This window comes from Oceanobacillus sp. CF4.6 (genome assembly GCF_051262635.1).
GTDB lineage: Bacteria > Bacillota > Bacilli > Bacillales > Amphibacillaceae > Oceanobacillus.
Genome location: NZ_JBIMEX010000004.1, coordinates 12,343 through 30,859 on the forward strand (window position 1 = coordinate 12,343; position 18,517 = coordinate 30,859).

Genomic DNA, 18,517 nt, shown 5'->3' on the forward strand with positions numbered 1-18,517 from the left:
TATATCAACGATTTATCTCCAAAAGACATGAAGCAAAGAATTATATTTTCTATCTGCACAACATATAAACGAATTCACGTTACAATGGTGAGAAAGAACTTTATAAAAAATGAAGCCAAATAAGTAAAAAGAGGTGTTCAGCATGCAAAAACTTACATTTGAAGCGTCGTGGGATAAGGCACTTCCAAGCAAAGATCGCGAACGAATCGCGGATATTTTTAAGGAAACATGTTCTCAACATTATCCTACTATTAAGCTTACCCCATTATGGCAAGCAACTAACCATCGCGGTGAATTATTAATCACTGTTTTGGTTCATAACTTCAGTGGAGGCGTATTTAAATTTAACAATACTAAATTGCGTTATATTGAAAAAAATAAAGTGATTGCAGAACATACTTTTTCGATTCCACCCCTATCGATTCAACCAGAAACAAGTATGCCATGGGCCTTTATATTTCCTGTTGAAGGCTTGAATGGTCAAGCAAGTTTAGTAAATGGAAATTTGGAATTCGCTGATTAGCATGCGAATTCCATTGAACGATTTCCAATAAACAGACAGTCCGCATACCGACATCAATTGTTATGAAAGTGCTATAATAATGATAGTACAGAGAAGAAAGGGTTGGTTTAAATTGACAGATTCAACGAATATAAAGCTCACTTCACTATCGTCCAAAGGTGGATGCGGTTGTAAAATAGGTCCGGCAGATTTAGCGAAAGTGTTACGGGATTTACCACCAGCTTCTCCTAATTCGGATTTACTCGTTGGTTTGGATACGAGTGATGACGCCGGTGTCTATCGATTAAATGATGAATTGGCGATGGTACAAACCGTTGATTTCTTTACGCCAATCGTCGATGATCCATATGCTTTCGGACAGGTTGCTGCTGCTAATGCTATCAGTGATGTTTACGCAATGGGTGGAAAACCATTAACTGCACTGAATATTGTTGCTTTCCCCATCTCCACATTGGACAAGCAAATTTTAACAGACATTCTACGGGGTGCAGGAGATAAATTGAAAGAAGCTGGTATTACGCTTGTTGGTGGACACTCCATTGATGATAATGAACCAAAATTCGGCCTTGCTGTAACTGGAATCGTTCACCCCGATAAAATTCGTACAAATGCCGGTGCCAAAGCCGGTGATAAACTTATCTTAACAAAGCCGATCGGTGTCGGTATTACAACAACCTCCATTAAACACGATTTAGTTACAGAGGAAGAAATTGCCCGAGTAACAAATGTAATGTCAACATTAAACAAAACAGCATCTGAAACAATGGAGTCGTTTGATGTCCATGCGTGTACAGATGTTACCGGATTTGGTTTACTTGGACACGCATCAGAAATGGCAAAAGGCAGCAACACAGGCATCCTTATTTATAACGAACAAGTTCCAATGTTATCAAGGATAAGAGAGCTTGCAGAAGCTGGCGCAGTCCCTGGTGGAACAAAAAATAATTTTGACCACCTAAAAAATGATGTTACGTTCCCGGAAACAATGGATCAGATCGATCAATGGATCTTATGTGACGCGGTTACATCTGGAGGACTTTTGATTTCAGTTTCTGATGAAGAAGCTGATGATTTGCTTTTGAAATTACAAAATGCTCGAGTGGAAGCTGCAATAATTGGGGAAGTAACCGAAGACCATCCAGGCCATATTAACGTAGTATAAATGTCCTTATTCAGAAAGGCGGAAACTCCTTGTTCCAAGATATTTCTATAGATGATTTACTTTCATTAAAAGATACTGGAGACATTACAATTATTGATGTACGTTCTCCTTCAGAATTTAAAGATGCAACCATTCCCGGCAGTATCAATATTCCATTTTTTAGTGACGAGGAAAGAGCAGAGGTTGGAACCATTTATAAGCAAGTAAATCCACAGGCTGCTAAAGATCGCGGGCTTGAAATCGTCTCAGCTAAGTTGCCAGCTTTCATTAAGGAATTTAAGGAATTAGAAGGGAAAAAAGCTGTCTTTTGCTGGAGAGGTGGAATGAGAAGCAGAACTTCCGCTACCGTTCTTTCATTAATGGGAATTAAAGCAGATCGTTTGGATGGTGGCTACCGATGCTATCGGAACTGGGTAGTTGATCGGCTAGAGACGATACATTGGAAGCCAGATGCCCTTGTACTAAACGGTTATACCGGTTCAGGGAAAACAACGATATTACAGCGTCTTCATAACGCGAATTATCCGGTTATCGACTTTGAAGGCCATGCAAATCATCGAGGTTCCATTTTTGGACAAATCGGACTGGAACCCAATAATCAAAAGAAATTCGACTCCCTGCTTATGGAAGACATTAGGCGACTCCAAAATTCTCCTTATGTTTTACTTGAAGGTGAAAGTAGACGGATCGGAAAGGTGACACTTCCTGATTTTATGTTAGAGAAAAAAGATAAAGGCATTCAACTGATTATTGATATTCCCATAGAAGAAAGAGTTATTCACATTCTTGACGACTACCAACCATGGGAGCACGAGCAAGAATGTATGGAAGCTTTCACTAGAATAAAGAGACGGATTCATACGCCAATTGCCAATCAAATCGAATTGGACTTAGAATCCGGAAACTATTCTCAAGCAGTACGACTTCTGCTTGAATATTACTATGATCCTTTATATGATCATTCAGCAAACCAAATTCCTGATAATCAGAAAATTAGAATCAAAGCAAACAATGTTGATGAAGCAACGGAAACCTTACAAAACTATTTAAGGGAAAAAATAAGTATCAATTAAAAAACCTATAGATTGGACACGTAAAAGTGTCTTATCTGTAGGTTTTTAATTGATATGGAGACATAAATAATACAAACTTTATTTCAAAAGTTACTTGACACAACAAAGTAATTAATGTATATTTACTTACATAAAGTAACTTTATATAGGAGGACACAATCATGACTAAAAGCGAAGTAGGTACAGTTATTTTACGTATCGTACTAGGTTTAACTTTTTTCATTCATGGGTTAGACAAGTTCCAAGGAGGAATTAGCAACACGGTTGGATATTTTGATAGCCTCGGTATTCCAGGCTTCTTAGCATACGTGGTGGCATTGATTGAATTAATCGGTGGAATTGCAATGATACTTGGTATTGGAACAAAAGTAGTTGCATTGTTGTTTGCTGTTGTTATGGTGGGCGCAATTTTCACAGCCAAATTACCTGGAGGATTTCTTGGAAATGGTCAAGGTGCAGGATATGAACTCGACCTTGCATTATTAGCTATCTCGATTTATCTTATATTAGCAGACCGCAATCCTTTATCTTTAGATAGCTTCATTGCAAATAAAAAAAATTCCTAAAACAGCTATAATAATTGTATTAGACATAAGTAAAAGCACCTACTTTTGGTATGAATAAAACCAAAAGTAGGTGCTTTTACTATTTCTAGATTAAATTTCCAGATCCCAACGTTCCTTCTCTGTCTTTTTCAACTGTGCTTCCGTTTCCTCTGGATAAACGGTACGGAATTTATGATGATCGGCCGGGATGATTTCAATCATCTTCTGAATCATGTCTTCTGGATTAAACTGATCTTTCAGTCCCTCTTGTTGTTTCAGCACGTCTTCTTCCCGTGTAAAGTTCTTTTCTTCATCAAACCATTTCCAAATTTCCTCAGAGCTACGATCATTGAACCCGGTATCAAATGCTCCGGGATTAATCGTCGCTACCTGGACTCCGAATTCTTCAAGTTCTGGTTTCATCGTTTGCGCTATTCCTTCTATCGCATGCTTTGTTGCAGTATATGGACCTAGATAAGGGGTTGCTGAAATACCAGCCATTGAACTCAGGAACACAATCTTTCCACTACCTTTTTTAACTAGCTTCCTTGCTGCAATCTGTACGGATTCCAGCGTAGCAAAAACATTCACCTCAAAAAGCGCACGGAACCGATCCATTGGCACTTCTGCAAGTGGTCCCCCTTCATTTATTGCCGCATTTGCCACAAACACATCAAAATTATATTCTTCAATCTGTGCCAGATCCCGCTGATTTGTTATATCCAATTTAAATACTTCGATATCCAGACCCTGTTCACGAACTTCACGCAAGAGATCGGTTTTCTGAGAAGTGAGTTCTGTAGTCGCAATCACACGATGTCCTTTTTTGGCTAGACCGAGTGCAGAACCTCTTCCAAGACCGCTACCTGCACCAGTTATAAAAATTGTTTTCCCCATTTTGTATACCTCCTATCAAAGTGCACTGTTATCCCTTTCTTCCCGCTAGCTAATGATATAAAACAAATAAAAAATGAATAAAGTCATCCCATGTTGAATAAAGTGGATACGAAGTAAAAAAAGGAGCTGGATATAGTTGGAAAATTATTTAAGGAGTGCTATTTTTGAACATCAGTTTTGGATACAGGTACTTGGCGATCATTCTCGATTTATCCATGATTCACTTTATCCTTCCGAAAAAGAGGATATCGCTAAAGCTACATATTTTGTACAACAATTTGATCAACTACTTGAACAGGTAAGTTCGCTTCATGAGTCAAATGCCATTTCTTTTTCAAACGAAGCGATAGAAGTTACCGAACAGCTAAGAGAATTTAAACTATCTATCATTAAACGTCATTTGACCGGACAATTCGGTATTCACCTAACACCTACCTTCTTAAATCATATGGTTAATGAATTAGAGGAGTACCAGCTTGTATTAAGCTACCTAGTAAATGGCGATGTCCCTCCGGTGTTTCATGAACTGCATCATCATTTAATCTGGCTGCTGGATGCATCCGGTCATGCTGGAGCTATTAATGACCGGATGGACGCAGTAGAAAAAAGACTAAAGAAAACGAGCCATACTTTCACCAAGCATTTTGAACAATATTATTTAAAAGCTGTGGAATTAACTGGTTATTTACGTACAAATATCGATAAATTCCCTGCATTAAACAGGTTTAATAATGATGTAGAGATTGAAATGGGGTTATTTAAAACATTTTTAAATGAGTTGGAGGAAATGGAATTAAGTGCTGAAGTGTTAGGAACCTTTTCTGCTTCAATGGCTGACCATATGGCAAGGGAAGAACAGTATTATTTAACAAAGCTTGCAGAAGTTCAATCCTAATAAATTCCCCTTCTGTCTTTTACTAAGAGGAGACAGAAGGGGAATTTTACTTATAATTGATTATTTAAGTTGCTGGTTGTCTGTTGCTGAGCATTATTGTTACCTGGTGTATTTGTTAATTGTTGGCCACTTTGGTTGTTTGCCATGTTTTGTAAGGGCTGGGTTATTTGTTGCAAGCCTTGTTGCAAGCCTGAATTGTTCATTGCATTAGAAATTTGCCCAGGTAAACGTTGAAATGTTCCATTTTGTACACCTCTTGTAATTCCGTAGATTGCTGCACCAGTCGCAGCGGTTGTAAGCAATGCAGTCATCATATTTTGGCGATTATTCATATTTCATTACATCTCCTTCGCTTTTTTAAGAACAGTATTAGTTTTTATAAATTATATAAAAATATACTGACGAAATAGATGTATGAATAAAAATGAATTCAAATTGGTAAAATAACACAGTTAATCAAAAAAACATTTATTAACGAAAAAGATCATCTTGTTTAACTCTTGATATCCCAACATAAAAAGCCCAATTTCCCAGTATAAAAATTGAGAAATCGAGCTTTACTTTTTTTGCCATAAACCCAGATGATTAGTTTCCACGCTACCGTTACTTTAAATAAACGTTTCCTCTTTGTTCTGACCAATTGCTTTATTTAGCATTGGTATAACTTCAGTTGCTAGTAATTCTATATTTTTCTCTAACTTTTGAAATGGAATTCCACCAATATCAATTTGTGCTAGAAAACGTGTATGTCCATACAATTCGTGTTGATGGAGAATCTTCTCTACTACTTGCTCTGGACTTCCCACAAACAATGCTGTTTCAGGGCTGGCTAATTGTTCAAAATCCTCCCTTGACATCCTTGTCCCCATTCCACGTTGGCGATTAACATAATTCCAGTAATTAGCGTAATAGGGATAAAACTCATCCTTTGCCTCTTCTGTTGTTTTTGCAAGGTATGTGTGTCCCGTAACACCAACATTTAATTTATCTGGTGAATGTCCAGCCTGCAAACCTGCCCTACGATAAATATCAACGAGTGATTTAAATCTCATTGGATCACCACCCAATATGGCTAAGGCCATACCGACTCCCAATCTTCCTGCACGAGCAGCACTTTCAGGTGTCCCTCCAACTCCAATCCAAATTGGCAGTTGTTTTTGTACAGGTCGAGGAGAAATTTCCGCATCATTTAAAGGAGAACGAAACTTTCCATTCCAAGTAACAATTTCATTTTCATTCAGCTTTAAAAGTAAATCCATGTGCTCACTAAAAAGCTCATTATAATCATCCGTGCTGTACCCAAAAAGTGGGAAAGATTCGATGAAAGCCCCTCGGCCAGCTAGAATTTCCGCACGGCCATCTGAAATCAAATCTAATGTAGCAAAATCTTCATATAGTCGAACCGGGTCCAATGTGCTTAGCACACTTGTAGCACTTGTTAACTTAATTCGCTTTGTTGCCCCGGCAATGGCAGATAAAACTACTGCAGGAGAGGAAACAGCATAATCTAACCGATGATGCTCCCCTACCCCGAATATATCGAGGCCTGCGTCTTCCGCCAGTTTTGCAGCCCTAATGATTTCATCCATTCTTTGTTTCATACTTATCGTTTTTCCAGTTAAAGGATCTGGTCCTATATCTCCGAATGTGTATATTCCTACTTCAATACCATTCTGTTTTGTTGTAGACAATGCTCGTTCTCTCCTCTTAAATCGTTAATTCAATCCGATTTCCAGACGGATCATAAGTGATTTGTCTTCCTTCTACTACGTTTACTGGAACGCCTATCTTTTGCAAGCTATCGATTGTTTCGTTAATTGCTTCTTCATTAGGTAAAATGAGTGTAAAAGATTCCATACCTACACTATTTTCTAGCGGCTTTGGTGCTCCTACTCCATTCCACGTATTAACGCCAATGTGATGATGGTATTTGTCTTTTGAAAGGAATAATGCCTGCCTTCCATAACGGCTAACCACATCAAATCCAAGCCCTTTCACATAGAATTCTTCTGTTTTTTCTAGTTCAGAAACATGCAAATGAATATGTCCCATTAACGTATCTTCAGGCATACCATTCCATGATTTACCGGGCACACGATTCGTTAATAATCTCTCGAAATCCAATGGGTCCACTGCCATGGCTACTTCTTTACCATTCCAAATCCATTCAGTGGGGTCTCGATCAATATAAATTTCAATCTCATTTCCATCAGGATCATGTAAATAGAGTGCTTCACTTACAAGATGATCCGCTGAACCGAAACGGACACCTTTTTCCGATAAATGAACGACGATATTAGCCAAATCAATTTTCTCAGGTAAAAGTAGAGCAAAATGATATAATCCCGTCGTTCTTCCTTGTTTTGGAATGACATCTTCGGGCTGTTCCAATGATAAAATACTTGTTTTACCATCTGTGGTAAGTTTTGCTTTCTGAGATGTTTGTTCTAAAATATCGAATCCGATTATTTCCCTGTAATACTGTAAAGACCTTTCTAAATTCTCAACCTTTATGTTAACATGGCCAACAAATGTTGTTGGTTTACTGTGGAAACCCATCGTATTCCTCCTAGTTTTTATCAGAGTTAAATAGTTTATTCAGTTACTTTATGTAACTTACTTTATAATTATAATTAGTTATTGTCAAGTAATTAATTTTGTCGTTTTCACTGACTTGAGCCCCTGATATAATGAAATGGACTGACACCAATCCCCAGTATCTAGTTAAGGCTCTTTTGTGAAAACTATAAATTCCCTCGATGAAGTTTCAAATAATGAAACTCTCTCGGATTATTTTGTATAAAAAACGCATAACACCTATACTAGCAAAAGATGAGGTGATCAAATGTCACAAAATCAAGTATCTACATTAAGAAAAGGACTTCTCGTATTGGAATCAGTAAAACAAAGTCAAGGGATTACTTTAGCAGAACTGATGAAGGAACTTCAATTAAGTAAGTCTACAGCATTCCGATTACTAACAACGTTAGAAGAAATGAACTATATCTATAAAATTCAAACACAATATTTTTTCAATCCTAAAATGTTTAGTGAAGGGTTGGAAAAGCGTTCTATAAAGGATTGGGCATCGTTACGTTCTATCTACCAAGTAGCTCAAAACCTGCAAATGAGCACCTACTTAGGAAAAGTGGATGGTACTGACCTTGTCATGACTCAGGTATTACATCCTCCTTTCCGCCAATCAGCAGACGAAGAAATTGGAAATCGTTCGAAAGTGCATCTATCCGCTTTAGGTAAAGTAATTTTGGCCCATTTGGGTGATCATAACTTAGAGGATTTACTCGATAAAATGTCACTGGAACGCGCCACAGAAAATACGTTCCAGGACTCCCAACTATTTCGTTATCATTTGAAGGCGATTCATCAAGACGGCTATGCTTTTGATGATGAGGAACGGAACGTCGGTATCCGTTGTGTAGCCGTACCAGTATTTCGCAATAAGGAAGTGATTGCTGCATTAGCCATTGCAGCACCAGCTGAGCAAATTTCACGTAGCAATATTAAGCATATTGCCACAAAACTAGTTGTAGGAAGCAAAACAGTCACAAAAGAAATAGATACTTTAGATATTTGAAAGAAATTTAATTCAGGCGGAGGAATAACATGAAAAGCAACAATCAACAATTATTTCAAGATTTTACATTTAAAAGTGGTGTCCATGTTAGAAATCGTTTGATGATGGCTCCGATGACGACTTTTTCTGCAGATAATAATGATTATGTTTCACAAGAAGAGCTTGATTATTACAAAGAACGCTCAAATGGCGTTGGTACCATCATTACTGCTTGTGCCTATGTTTCAAAAAACGGTAAAGGTTTTGATGGCCAAATGGGTATTGATCATGATGGAACAATTGATGGTCTTACAAAGCTTTCAGAGGTTATTCATCAAGGTGGAGCAAAAGGCGTTGTTCAAATTTACCATGGTGGTCGTTTAGCAGTTCCAAGACTTACTCCAAATGGTGAAACCGTTAGTGCTAGTGCAGTTGTACCTCTTGGAGATCGTGGGTTTTATAGTATCGATCAAGTACCAAGAGCATTAACAACAGAAGAAGTATATGAAGTTATCACTGATTTTGGTGAAGCAACACGTCGCGCAATAGAAGCTGGGTTTGATGGCGTCGAACTACACGGAGCAACAGGTTACTTACTCCAACAATTCGTTTCACCGCATTCTAATTTAAGAACAGATGCGTTTAAAGATCGGAATTTATTTGCATTAAAACTAATTGATGAAGTGAAAAATGTTATTGAAAAACATGCAACAAAACCATTCTTAATCGGTTATCGTTTTTCACCGGAAGAACCAGAAACACCAGGAATCACGATGAAGGAAGCTTTTGCGTTAATGGATGACTTGATTCGAGCAGACCTCGATTATCTTCATATTGCAACAACAAATGCTTGGGCAAAAGCCCGTCGAGGCATTGTCAGTGAAAAATCACGTACCGAATTAATTGCCGAATATGTTGGCGGGCGTGTCCCACTAATTGGTGTCGGCAGCATTCATACACCTGATGATGCAGCACTCGTTTTAGAAAAGGGAAAAACAGACTTTGTTGCACTTGGACGAGCCATTGTCGTTGATCCACATTGGGTTGAAAAAGCGAATGATGATAAGGAAGATACTATCATTCAACACTTAACAGAAAACGATCAGCATAAAGCGGTCGTCCCAACACCTTTGTGGAAATTAATTTTAGAGGTTGAAGGTTGGTTTCCGGTTAAAAAAGAGGCAAAAATGACATGATGGTCATAAAAAGGTTAAGCACAAATTATGATTCTAAATATTAAAGAGAATAATAATCTCCCATTTGCGTACTGTTAATTTTTAAATTCATATTCCAATATAGATTACTATAATAACAAACGTATAAGCAAAAATTGGCGGGAATGAGTCCGGTTCAATACCGCATTCACACCAGCCAATTAACTGCTTAATATAGAATATAACTTCCTTAGGGTCACATCAGTTTAACGTTTCACTTCGCTTTTACCTTGATTGGAATACTTCTACTTTTCCCCCGCCACCTCTACATTCTCTCGCTCAAAGCTATCGAGCAATGCACGCACTTCATCTGTTGACTCTGTGCTCATCAATTGATTTCTTAACTCACCCGCGCCTCGAATTCCACGGACATATACCTTAAAAAAGCGACGGAGAGGCCTGAACGGACGGGCTTCTAATTTTGAATATTTATCAAAGAGATCCAGATGCAACCTTAGGAGATCAAGCAATTCCTTACTACTATGATCTTTCGGCTCTTTTTCAAATGCAAATGGATTTGTAAAAATACCACGCCCAATCATAACCCCATCAACACCGTATTGACGGACGAGTTGCAAGCCAGTTTGACGGTCAGGGATATCCCCATTGATCGTCAAAAGTGTATTTGGTGCCACCTGGTCACGAAGTTTCTTAATCTCCGGGATTAGTTCCCAATGAGCATCTACTTTACTCATTTCCTTTTTGGTGCGCAGATGAATGGAAAGATTAGCAATGTCTTGTTTGAATATGTGTGTTAGCCAGTCGCGCCACTCGTCTACATTCGTGTAACCAAGTCTTGTCTTCACACTTACGGGTAATCCTCCTGCTTTCGTTGCTTCTATTAGCTCTGCTGCAACTTCCGGATGACGGATCAGGCCGCATCCTTTCCCTTTCTGTGCCACATTAGGTACAGGACAGCCCATATTGATATCTACGCCCTTAAAACCTTGTTTCGCCATTCCAATACTCATTTGCCGAAAGTGTTCAGGCTTATCGCCCCATATATGGGCTACAATTGGTTGTTCATCCTCTGTAAAAGTTAAACGTCCACGCACACTTTCTTTTCCCTCAGGGTGGCAATAACTCACCGTGTTTGTAAACTCTGTAAAAAACACATCTGGTCTGCCCGCTTCACTTACTACATGACGAAAAACAACATCCGTCACATCTTCCATTGGTGCTAATATAAAAAATGGTCGTGGTAAATCACGCCAAAAATTATCTACCATATTCAAATTCAAATCCTCTCATTATGGGATATCTGGTCAAACCCTTATCCTTAGAAAACGTGGCTATCGCCAAGCCTTTAGTCGATAGCCTTAGTTGCACTTATGCAAGATATGAAAGTTTAATGCTTTCCTATCTGCCAAAATTAAAAAGCAGAAATGTCCCTGCTTCTTTTATACTTATACCATGATTAAGTACTTTTTATCAAACTGATTGGAAATGTTTATTTTAACGAAAACAGGGTCGGTTTAGCAAATGTTTATTTTCACAGCCAAATGTTTTTATTAGCTAGACATAGTAGAAGAAAGAATTATGAGAAAAAGAATTCTTAATATAATAACGGGTTTCGTTACCTATCGCAAAACTTGAAATTACACTATTAAATGTTTCTAGATTTGCATAACGTATTGCACCGTATATTGTATTGAAATTTGTAATTAAAATTAAAAAAATCTCAGTTCAATGAATTGAGGTTTTTCTTATATTTATTTTCAACGATTCTTCAACTAAAGCATCATTCAGTTTAATAAACTAAAAAAAAGCGTTATTAAATTCTACTTCACTCTTGTGATTCTGTATCAAATTCTTCTTTCAACAATCCATAGTAAGCTAAATCGTAAAATTGACCAAAGCGAGCTACATGTTGTTTTAAGGTTCCTTCGTATTTCAGTCCTATTTTCTCCATTATTCTCCAAGAACCAGGATTGGAGGTAAATGATGCTGCAAATATTTTGTTTAATTTAAGATGATTAAAGCCATACTCCAACAATAATTTTGCGGCTTCAGTGCCGTAACCATTTCCACAATAATGTTTTCCAACCCAATATGCTAATTCCCCTCGCCTATAAGGTGAAGATAAATTTAAGTTAATAAGACCAATTAAAAGTTGTGATCCTTTCTCTGTTATCGCCAACATAATGATATTATTTCTTTCAGTATCATGGACACTTTCAATAAAATGTATCGCAGAACCTTTTGGATATGGGTGAGGAATATTCAGAGTTGATTTAGCTACATCGTATTCCCCAGCCAATTCTTCAATTCTCTCAGAATCAACAGTAGTTAATGGTCTTAGTAATAATCTTTTTGTTTCCAACTTCTCCATTTATGTAACCCCATTTTATAAATATATTTATTTTTACTATTTAACAAAACTGCCCCTGCCCCTAAGTACAAAGAACTAGCTGCCGTTCAATCTCACCTTCAACTCTTGAACCAGTTTGTTGAAGAAGACAATTACTATTTTCCAGACAAATTAACCCTTTCAAGCAAACTAACATCTATATTATCATTTGGTTTTCTTTCCAGAGAATAAACTGACACCGTATCAAGAATGAACTCCTCGCTAATTTCCTTTGACAATAACTCTTGAGTTTCTATATCTACTAGAGATGAGTTGTTACATAACGTGCAATGTGGTTTATAAGGAAATGGATTTTCTAAAAATTTAATATTCGATTTTACAAGCTCTTCGTGAAAGTCTCGAATAGAAATTTCATCTTGTAATGTGAAAAAGAAAACATCCGTATTTGGAAAGCTGCTGACTTCTCCGAATATACCTTTAATCGGCTTTGTGCGTAATGCTATATCTTTAATAGTTGTATAAACATTACTCGGGTTTTGTTCATACTGTAATACCCCTATTCCACTTGAGCCAGCAACCGTTATTTCGACGGGAAAAGACATTGTATAACTATATTCAGACCTTATTTTCTTTACTTTATCAGCAATTTTCTTTGGTAAATCCAATACTATATATGTATCATTTTTGAAACTCTCCATTTTACTACCCCCTAATCTTTATTTAACATCCTGCCAGTTTCTTCATTAACAATAGGGGAATTTTAACTCTTTCCCCTTTTACTTTAAGTGACATTCGCTCAAATATTCTGGACATACCAAGCGTTCTTTTGTAAAAAGTAAGATTGTTAAATAACAAAGGAGGACTTGTAATGCAACAAGGTAAAAAAGCTAAAGAGAATTTGAGTTCTATTATGAAACCAGAATTTGCAGGAACTGATGCACAAAAAGTAAAACAAGAAATTCAAAAAGATGTCAGCGAAGGACAAGGTGCAATGACTTCCCGAGAGGCAGGAGCTATGCACGATTAAAAAACCACTCTGAGTGGTTTTTTATTTTTCCGCTGCAAAATTGCAATTTGTGCTTAAAGTTTAAGACAAAAATAGAACCGCCTTCTTATAGAATTGCATCAGTTAGCTTAACAAGATTTTATATTATGATGGCTTAATTTATCTACAATTAAAGGTAATTCCTTTAAATCTTCCACTATGAAATCTGCTTTAACGTTATCCCATTGATAGTCTCTTTTCCATACACCTTTCATACCAACCTTTTGAGCAGCCTTTACATCTTTTTCTGGATGGTCGCCAACAAATATACTTTCGGAAGGTAAAACATTAAGTCTATCTAGGGCGATTTGGAATATTTGAGGTTCAGGTTTTTTCGTTCCTTCCCATTCAGATATAAGAATTGTCTTAAAATATTTTTGAATATCTAATGCCTTAATATTATCCATTTGGAACTGCCCTTTTCCATTAGTAATCATTCCAAGAACAATACCTTTATTTTTTAGTTCCTCTAACGTACTAATGAGGTTAGAGAAAGGAACACAACTACGTTTAAATTCACTAATACAGTCTTGAAGTAATTCTTCCCAAGTCAAACCTGTAATATCAAATTCATTCACTAACTGTTGATACACCTTATCCTTCCAAACATACCCCCTATTATCAAGTTCAATAAACCTTGTTATGTATTTATCCTTTGGAATATGATTTAAACATACATTTAGTCGGTGGTATTGCTTCTCAATAAATGCCTTTACTGACGCATCTCGGTTTAACAAAGTTCCATCTAAGTCAAATAGAACAGCTTTTATAATATTCATCCACTCCCCTAAAATGCTCCATTAATTAAAAAGATCTCCGTACAGACGGTCTTCTTGCTGTATTAAAGCACCATTTAATGCAACAAGAAATGAACTTCTATTAGCTGACTTAACTTAAAAAGAAAACTTATATTTACTTTAACTTTCGATTACTTTTTAGCATTTGTCGCAAATATTCTTCTGATTTCCCATTAGGAATACTAAGGCTTTCCCATTCCTCATTTTTAATTTGCTTACCAACATAAACGATTTGTCCGATATGATAAGCGTAATGTGCCATTTGCCTTTCAATCGCATCAATAACCGTATGGCTTTCGCCACGAATATAAATATTTTTTAATAAGTCCTCTTCATTTAAATTATCAATTGTTTTAGTAAGAGTACTCCAACCTCTTTCCCAAATAGAAATCATTTCTTGTTTTGAAGATATAGTGTTTGCGAATTCTTGGTCACGTTTCCTATAGGTTTTTTCACCATCAGAAGTTAAAAATTCTGTCCATCTTGAAATCATATTTCCACTTAAATGTTTCACGATTATTGCAATATTATTAGATGAATGATTTAAAGCCCAGTGTATATCATCTTCTGACAATTGTTGTATTGTCTTATCTCCTAGTTCTTTAACACTTCTAAACCTTTCTTGAACTACTTTTAAATACTCATTCCCAACAGTCATTACGTTCCACCCCACTGATTAGTATATATCATAATACCAATTCTTACATTCCACTATAGTTAAAAAAGACCGCCATATTGACGATCTTCTTGTTGTGTTAAACTGCCTATAGTTTAATAAAGAGAATTTAAAGTTCCATTTTTAATCCCTCATGTGTTGCTTTAAAACCTAAACTTTCATAAAATAGTAAAGTGGCATCTCTTTTTTTGTTGTTAGTTGCACTAAATGACAACCACGCTCTTTTGCACGCTGGATTGCACATTGAATAAGTGTAGTGCCTACACCTTTACCACGTACAGAAGATGATGCTCTTACCCCCTCAATAGTTGCTCTCCATCCGCCTTGATGCGTAACATATGGTGTGAAAGTGAATAATTTGTTGTACCCCAATAACTTCATTTCCGTCACAAGCAACTACTAACTCGTTATTAGGATCAGATTATAGTTTTAAATGCTTTTATATAACTATTAGGAAGTGGTTGTTCATAACGTTCACGCTTACTTCCTAAAACATCGTCTTCAAGCATTGCAAGAATACTATCTAAATCTTTTTCAGTAGCTATTCTGATCCTTATTTCCGTCTCCAATTAAATCTTCCTTGTTTAGTAAAACGTTAATTACTTTTATTAATATTTTTTGCTTCTGTAATAATCTTTTTAATTAACAAGTTAACAGTTTGGTTTTCAGCTAACCTTGGACTTTGTCCAGACCAAAGAGACATAAAATCCCGATTTTTTTGTGAAGATGAAGCATTTCTAATTCCTTTAGTTAATGTGTTTTGAACAGGAAACTTCGGTAAAGTTGCTTCATGTTTCTGCATCTCTGAAATGTATTTATTTTTAATTCCTCTTGCCCATTTTCCTGAAAATGAACGAGTTAAAACCATTTGATCTTCGTGAGCATTAAGAATTTCTTCTTTATGAATCTCATTAGCCCCACTTTCAATACAAGTTAAAAAAGCCGTTCCCATTTGTACACCCTTCGCTCCTAAGCAAATAGATGCCATTAACCCTCTCCCATCCATTATTCCTCCAGCTGAAACAACAGGAATATTTACATGGTCTACAACTTGCGGGATTAGTGACATTAAACCAATTAAACTCTCCTGTTCCACATCGATAAAGTTACCTCGATGCCCACCAGCCTCACTACCTTGAACAATAACAATATCCATTCCTGCTTTTTCATTTTCAATTGCTTCTCTGACAGTAGTAGCTGTGCCCATTAGAATAATATTATGTTGTTTTAACTCACTAATAACTTCGCTTGAAGGGATACCAAATGTAAAAGAACAAACAGGGACTTTTTCTTCAATTACAGTCTTAATTTGTTCATTAAATGTTTCTAATACATTATTAAATTTCGGAATTTCTAAGTTATCTTGATGGTGTAAACCCAATTGCTCACGAATAGGCTGTAATATCTTGTTAGCTGATTTAATTTTGTCTTTAGTAATATCAAATTCGTTGGGAACAAATAGGTTTATACCAAAAAAATTGGATGTTAACTGTTTTATTTCCCTAATTTGTTCACGCATTTGAATAGGGGTCATATAGCCTGCCCCAATCGATCCTAAACCTCCAGAATTTGAAACCTCAGCAACTAATTTCGAAGTAGTTACTCCGCCCGCCATAGGTGCTTGTATAATCGGATACTGAATATGCAAAAGTTCTGTAATTATATTATTTAGCATAAATTACACCTCGTTATTTGTATTTATTTATATTTTCTAACTATTCATTTATTTAATGTTAACATAATATTCCTAAGATTATTAGTAAAAGAACAAGACAATCAAATTTGATTGTCTTGTTCAATTCTTGCACCAGTTACTTTAAGTGCATTTCTTCACATTCTGATTAGTAAATATATCAAATCCATGTATAACCTTTGAACAGTTTCAAATAATAAAAAAATACGGGGAGGTAATGGAATGGAAAAAATTCAATTTTAATAATTATTTTGATTATTGGTATCGCTGTTTATTTTGATTCTTAGTTAAAAGCTACGGAATGTAAGCGTTTTTCCAGTAGATAAATCAAACTAAGTTATGATCCGATTAACAACAGGGGGACTTGTAGGCGGAATGATATTACCTGGAAGGAGATTCAGTTAGGAATAATGGCAGACTGGGCAAGGTTTTTCAATTATGAACTGCAATTTCCGATAACAACTATACAACACAAACATATATAAGAACATACTAAAGGGTGAAAACAACAATGTCGAGTACTACAATTGAAAACAATAATAAATATAATTCTGCTAAGGTATGGCAGATTGGTTTATTTGCCTTAAATAATACAGCTACAAACTTATATTTATTCATTATCGGTTTCATAGCCTATTATGCGACAGGAATTGCTGGCTTAACTGTTGTAGCTGTTAGTGCAGTTATCGGATTTAGTCGGGTACTTGATTCTATTACTGACCCAATTATTGGATTCATTATTGATAAAACAGAATCTAAATTTGGTAAGTTCCGGCCGATGATGGTTATTGGGAACGTTATTCTGGCTGGTTCCGTTTTAGTTATGTATAATATTACGCATTTATTGCCGGAAGTATGGCAATTACCGTTCTTCATTTTGGTTTATATCTTTTATATTATTGGTTATACATTCCAGACGGCTTGTACGAAGGCAGCACAAACCGTTCTGACGAATGATCCGAAACAACGTCCGCTGTTCAGTGCATTCGATGCAGCATATAATATTGTAGTATTCACTGGTGGACAAGTTTTCGTAGCCAATTATCTTGTAGCTAAACATGGAGATTTTACGATGTCTCTATTTACGGAATTAAATATGTACGCCATTATTTTAGCAGGATTATTTACGATTTTGGCAGTATATGCGATTAAAAATAGAGATAGAAAGGAATACTTTGGACTTGCCGGTGAAAATGTAGAAACAAAATTCCGTGATTACTGGCCAATTCTGAAAGGGAACAGACCACTGCAAATGTTAGTTATTGCTGCTTCCACAGACAAAGTTGCAACCATGGTGCTTAGACAGCCGGCAATTTATGTGATGTTCTTTGGTATTGTGTTGGGGGATTATGCACTTAGCGGTACTTTTTCAATGATTACAATTGTACCTAGTCTTTTGATTACTTTATTGGGTGTTCGGTTAGCTTCAAAAACAGGTTTAAAGAATGCACTGGTAAAAGCTACATGGCTGGGGTTAATTACATCAATCATTCTTATTGTTTTCTTCCTGTCAGTCGACCCGAATGTAATCTCACTCGAAAATATCGGGTTTGCTACGGTTCTATTTACAATTCTTTATGCCTTACTTCGTGGAATTGAAACGTTAACACCATCAATCGTTATTCCAATGATTGCCGATGTAGCCGACTATGAAACGTATCGAACAGGCAGATTTGTACCAGGTATGATGGGAACGATCTTTTCCTTTATCGATAAAGTAATGTCTGCAATGGCACCTGCACTTGTTGGGATTGTTGTTGCAATGATTGGCTACAAAGATGAGTTCCCACAATTGGGAGAAGCATTGACATATCCATTGCTTATCGCGACCTTGATTCTTATATTCGGTATTCCGATTATCGGCTGGATTATCTCACTCATCGCTATGAAATTCTATGGCCTTAGCGATAAGAAAATGGAAGAGATTCAAACGGAAATAACAAGAGTAAGAGAACAAATCACTACAGCAAAAGAGAAAAAAGCCGCTGCAAAGAAGGATTAATTAAACGTTTTTATGTATCCAGGTATTAGTGCTAGTGCCTTCTCGCTTTAATACTTAAAGGAGGGACAGTCACTATTTTTTGGCAGATAGGAAAGCATATAACCGATCGA

19 protein-coding genes and 1 pseudogene are annotated in these 18,517 nt (G+C 36.4%); 9 read left to right on the forward strand and 11 right to left on the reverse strand.

Translation table 11 applies throughout. The annotated features are described in order from the left end of the window. Positions 1-142 precede the first annotated feature (142 nt). From ACHABU_RS08220 to ACHABU_RS08235, 4 genes are all read left to right on the forward strand, one after another. Positions 143-523, forward strand: a complete 381-nt coding sequence (locus ACHABU_RS08220; protein ID WP_435764245.1) for an SLAP domain-containing protein — start codon at positions 143-145, stop codon at positions 521-523. 79 nt (positions 524-602) lie between these two features. Next, on the forward strand, positions 603-1,685 hold the full coding sequence (gene selD, locus ACHABU_RS08225) for a selenide, water dikinase SelD (RefSeq protein WP_435764247.1): 1,083 nt from the start codon (positions 603-605) through the stop codon (positions 1,683-1,685). Positions 1,686-1,714: 29 nt separating this feature from the next. Beyond that, positions 1,715-2,758, forward strand: coding sequence for a tRNA 2-selenouridine(34) synthase MnmH (mnmH, locus tag ACHABU_RS08230; RefSeq protein ID WP_435764249.1), 1,044 nt, complete (start codon positions 1,715-1,717; stop codon positions 2,756-2,758). A 161-nt stretch (positions 2,759-2,919) separates the two neighbouring features. Beyond that, complete coding sequence (locus tag ACHABU_RS08235; RefSeq protein ID WP_435764251.1) at positions 2,920-3,324, forward strand: DoxX family protein; 405 nt, start codon at positions 2,920-2,922, stop codon at positions 3,322-3,324. 90 nt (positions 3,325-3,414) lie between these two features. On the opposite strand, the gene ACHABU_RS08240 is transcribed toward ACHABU_RS08235, so the two are convergent. After that, on the reverse strand, positions 3,415-4,200 hold the full coding sequence (locus tag ACHABU_RS08240) for an SDR family oxidoreductase (protein WP_435764254.1): 786 nt from the start codon (positions 4,198-4,200) through the stop codon (positions 3,415-3,417). Positions 4,201-4,336: 136 nt separating this feature from the next. Between ACHABU_RS08240 and ACHABU_RS08245 the strand changes: the two genes are divergently transcribed. After that, the gene (locus ACHABU_RS08245; protein WP_435764256.1) at positions 4,337-5,095 is read left to right on the forward strand and encodes a DUF2935 domain-containing protein; all 759 of its coding nucleotides are present in this window, start codon (positions 4,337-4,339) and stop codon (positions 5,093-5,095) included. 50 nt (positions 5,096-5,145) lie between these two features. On the opposite strand, the gene ACHABU_RS08250 is transcribed toward ACHABU_RS08245, so the two are convergent. The 3 genes from ACHABU_RS08250 to ACHABU_RS08260 all read right to left on the reverse strand — a co-directional run bounded on the left by ACHABU_RS08250 (position 5,146) and on the right by ACHABU_RS08260 (position 7,654). Continuing rightward, the gene (locus ACHABU_RS08250) at positions 5,146-5,427 is read right to left on the reverse strand and encodes a hypothetical protein (protein WP_435764258.1); all 282 of its coding nucleotides are present in this window, start codon (positions 5,425-5,427) and stop codon (positions 5,146-5,148) included. 276 nt (positions 5,428-5,703) lie between these two features. Next, a complete protein-coding gene (locus ACHABU_RS08255; RefSeq protein WP_435764261.1) occupies positions 5,704-6,786 on the reverse strand; it encodes an LLM class flavin-dependent oxidoreductase in 1,083 nt (360 codons plus the stop codon). A gap of 16 nt (positions 6,787-6,802) precedes the next feature. After that, on the reverse strand, positions 6,803-7,654 hold the full coding sequence (locus ACHABU_RS08260; RefSeq protein ID WP_435764264.1) for a VOC family protein: 852 nt from the start codon (positions 7,652-7,654) through the stop codon (positions 6,803-6,805). 286 nt (positions 7,655-7,940) lie between these two features. Here ACHABU_RS08260 and ACHABU_RS08265 point away from each other — a divergent pair, with 286 nt between their 5' ends. Both ACHABU_RS08265 and ACHABU_RS08270 read left to right on the forward strand, forming a co-directional pair. Further along, positions 7,941-8,690: an IclR family transcriptional regulator gene (locus tag ACHABU_RS08265; protein WP_435764267.1), complete on the forward strand. Its 750-nt coding sequence runs from the start codon at positions 7,941-7,943 to the stop codon at positions 8,688-8,690. A gap of 29 nt (positions 8,691-8,719) precedes the next feature. After that, the gene (locus tag ACHABU_RS08270) at positions 8,720-9,865 is read left to right on the forward strand and encodes an NADH-dependent flavin oxidoreductase (protein ID WP_435764270.1); all 1,146 of its coding nucleotides are present in this window, start codon (positions 8,720-8,722) and stop codon (positions 9,863-9,865) included. Positions 9,866-10,128: 263 nt separating this feature from the next. Here ACHABU_RS08270 and ACHABU_RS08275 read toward each other — a convergent pair whose 3' ends face one another. From ACHABU_RS08275 to ACHABU_RS08285, 3 genes are all read right to left on the reverse strand, one after another. Beyond that, positions 10,129-11,112, reverse strand: coding sequence for a tRNA dihydrouridine synthase (locus tag ACHABU_RS08275; RefSeq protein WP_435764563.1), 984 nt, complete (start codon positions 11,110-11,112; stop codon positions 10,129-10,131). A gap of 557 nt (positions 11,113-11,669) precedes the next feature. Continuing rightward, positions 11,670-12,215: a GNAT family N-acetyltransferase gene (locus ACHABU_RS08280; RefSeq protein ID WP_435764272.1), complete on the reverse strand. Its 546-nt coding sequence runs from the start codon at positions 12,213-12,215 to the stop codon at positions 11,670-11,672. Between the two features lie 134 nt (positions 12,216-12,349). Next, complete coding sequence (locus tag ACHABU_RS08285) at positions 12,350-12,892, reverse strand: 2'-5' RNA ligase family protein (RefSeq protein WP_435764275.1); 543 nt, start codon at positions 12,890-12,892, stop codon at positions 12,350-12,352. Between the two features lie 170 nt (positions 12,893-13,062). Between ACHABU_RS08285 and ACHABU_RS08290 the strand changes: the two genes are divergently transcribed. After that, the gene (locus ACHABU_RS08290; protein ID WP_435764277.1) at positions 13,063-13,221 is read left to right on the forward strand and encodes a hypothetical protein; all 159 of its coding nucleotides are present in this window, start codon (positions 13,063-13,065) and stop codon (positions 13,219-13,221) included. A 107-nt stretch (positions 13,222-13,328) separates the two neighbouring features. On the opposite strand, the gene ACHABU_RS08295 is transcribed toward ACHABU_RS08290, so the two are convergent. From ACHABU_RS08295 to ACHABU_RS08310, 4 genes and pseudogenes are all read right to left on the reverse strand, one after another. After that, a complete protein-coding gene (locus ACHABU_RS08295; RefSeq protein ID WP_435764564.1) occupies positions 13,329-14,012 on the reverse strand; it encodes an HAD family hydrolase in 684 nt (227 codons plus the stop codon). Positions 14,013-14,151: 139 nt separating this feature from the next. Next, positions 14,152-14,694 (reverse strand): DUF1572 family protein, encoded by a 543-nt coding sequence (locus tag ACHABU_RS08300; protein WP_435764279.1) that lies wholly within the window; start codon positions 14,692-14,694, stop codon positions 14,152-14,154. 127 nt (positions 14,695-14,821) lie between these two features. After that, a pseudogene (locus ACHABU_RS08305) lies at positions 14,822-15,221 on the reverse strand (GNAT family N-acetyltransferase). 86 nt (positions 15,222-15,307) lie between these two features. Next, on the reverse strand, positions 15,308-16,387 hold the full coding sequence (locus tag ACHABU_RS08310; protein ID WP_435764281.1) for an NAD(P)H-dependent flavin oxidoreductase: 1,080 nt from the start codon (positions 16,385-16,387) through the stop codon (positions 15,308-15,310). A gap of 529 nt (positions 16,388-16,916) precedes the next feature. Here ACHABU_RS08310 and ACHABU_RS08315 point away from each other — a divergent pair. Next, positions 16,917-18,407, forward strand: a complete 1,491-nt coding sequence (locus tag ACHABU_RS08315) for an MFS transporter (protein ID WP_435764283.1) — start codon at positions 16,917-16,919, stop codon at positions 18,405-18,407. Positions 18,408-18,517: the final 110 nt, after the last annotated feature.